Raw genomic sequence first — 2,500 nt, forward strand, 5'->3', positions numbered from 1 at the left:
TACCATCGGCGCTAGAGAGCTTAACTTCCGTGTTCGGTATGGGAACGGGTGTGGCCTCTCTGCCATCATTACCAGACTGTATTCATTTAAGACAAGAATCATTGTAACTCATTTAACTTTTAAAGTCAACAAGTTTTTTATATTCTTTCAAAACTAGATAACATTGCTTCATATTATATGGTTAAGTCCTCGATCTATTAGTATTCGTCAGCTCCACATGTCACCATGCTTCCACCTCGAACCTATCAACCTGATCATCTTTCAGGGATCTTACTAGCTTACGCTATGGGAAATCTCATCTTGAGGGGGGCTTCATGCTTAGATGCTTTCAGCACTTATCCCTTCCGCACATAGCTACCCAGCTATGCCCTTGGCAGAACAACTGGTACACCAGCGGTGCGTCCATCCCGGTCCTCTCGTACTAAGGACAGCTCCTCTCAAATTTCCTACGCCCACGACGGATAGGGACCGAACTGTCTCACGACGTTCTGAACCCAGCTCGCGTACCGCTTTAATGGGCGAACAGCCCAACCCTTGGGACCGACTACAGCCCCAGGATGCGATGAGCCGACATCGAGGTGCCAAACCTCCCCGTCGATGTGGACTCTTGGGGGAGATAAGCCTGTTATCCCCGGGGTAGCTTTTATCCGTTGAGCGATGGCCCTTCCATGCGGAACCACCGGATCACTAAGCCCGACTTTCGTCCCTGCTCGACTTGTAGGTCTCGCAGTCAAGCTCCCTTATGCCTTTGCACTCTACGAATGATTTCCAACCATTCTGAGGGAACCTTTGGGCGCCTCCGTTACACTTTAGGAGGCGACCGCCCCAGTCAAACTGCCCACCTGACACTGTCTCCCGGGTCGATAAGACCCGTAGGTTAGAATTTCAATACAGTCAGGGCGGTATCCCACCAGCGCCTCCACCGAAGCTAGCGCTCCGGTTTCAATGGCTCCCGCCTATCCTGTACAAACTGTACCAAAATTCAATATCAGGCTACAGTAAAGCTCCACGGGGTCTTTCCGTCCTGTCGCGGGTAACCTGCATCTTCACAGGTACTATAATTTCACCGAGTCTCTGGTTGAGACAGTGCCCAAATCGTTACACCTTTCGTGCGGGTCGGAACTTACCCGACAAGGAATTTCGCTACCTTAGGACCGTTATAGTTACGGCCGCCGTTTACTGGGGCTTCAGTTCAGAGCTTCGCTTACGCTAACCCCTCTCCTTAACCTTCCAGCACCGGGCAGGTGTCACCCCCTATACTTCGCCTTACGGCTTCGCAGAGAGCTGTGTTTTTGCTAAACAGTCGCTTGGGCCTATTCACTGCGGCTTTCCGTTAAGAAAGCACCCCTTCTCCCGAAGTTACGGGGTCATTTTGCCGAGTTCCTTAACCAGAGTTCTCTCGCACACCTTAGGATTCTCTCCTCGCCTACCTGTGTCGGTTTGCGGTACAGGCACCTTTTATCTCGCTAGAAGCTTTTCTTGGCAGCGGGGAATCAAAGACTTCGCTCCATAAGGAGCTTCCCCATCACAGCTCAGCATACGCGATAAGCGGATTTGCCTACTTATCAGCCTAACTGCTTGGACGTGCACAACCAATCGCACGCTTCTTCTATCCTTCTGCGTCCCTCCATTGCTCAAACGATAAAGAGGTGGTACAGGAATATCAACCTGTTGTCCATCGCCTACGCCTGTCGGCCTCGGCTTAGGTCCTGACTAACCCTGAGCGGACGAGCCTTCCTCAGGAAACCTTAGGCATTCGGTGGACGGGATTCTCACCCGTCTTTCGCTACTCATACCGGCATTCTCACTTCTAAGCACTCCACCAGTCCTTACGGTCTGACTTCACTGTCCTTAGAACGCTCCCCTACCACTGATACCATTGGTATCAATCCGCAGCTTCGGTGGTGTATTTAGCCCCGGTACATTTTCGGCGCAGAGTCACTCGACTAGTGAGCTATTACGCACTCTTTAAATGGTGGCTGCTTCTAAGCCAACATCCTAGTTGTCTAAGCAACTCCACATCCTTTTCCACTTAATACACACTTTGGGACCTTAGCTGGCGGTCTGGGCTGTTTCCCTTTTGACTACGGATCTTATCACTCGCAGTCTGACTCCTAAGGATAAGTCATTGGCATTCGGAGTTTGACTGAATTCGGTAATCCGATGAGGACCCCTAGTCCAATCAGTGCTCTACCTCCAAGACTCTTACACTTAAGGCTAGCCCTAAAGCTATTTCGGGGAGAACCAGCTATCTCCAGGTTCGATTGGAATTTCTCCGCTACCCACACCTCATCCCCGCACTTTTCAACGTGCGTGGGTTCGGGCCTCCATTCAGTGTTACCTGAACTTCACCCTGGACATGGGTAGATCACCTGGTTTCGGGTCTACGACCACGTACTAAACGCCCTATTCAGACTCGCTTTCGCTGCGGCTCCGCCTCTTCAGCTTAACCTCACACGGGATCGTAACTCGCCGGTTCATTCTACAAAAGGCACGCCAT

Annotated in this window: 2 rRNA genes (both running past the window's edge); both read right to left on the reverse strand. The window is 51.2% G+C overall.

The features are described from left to right. Positions 1 to 76, reverse strand: a 5S ribosomal RNA gene (gene rrf / locus QCI79_RS13005); it reaches 40 nt to the left of the window's first position. A 101-nt stretch (positions 77 to 177) separates the two neighbouring features. Next, positions 178 to 2,500, reverse strand: a 23S ribosomal RNA gene (locus QCI79_RS13010) (it continues 599 nt past the right edge of the window).

Source organism: Bacillus cereus group sp. MG1 (assembly GCF_040460035.1).
GTDB lineage: Bacteria > Bacillota > Bacilli > Bacillales > Bacillaceae_G > Bacillus_A > Bacillus_A cereus.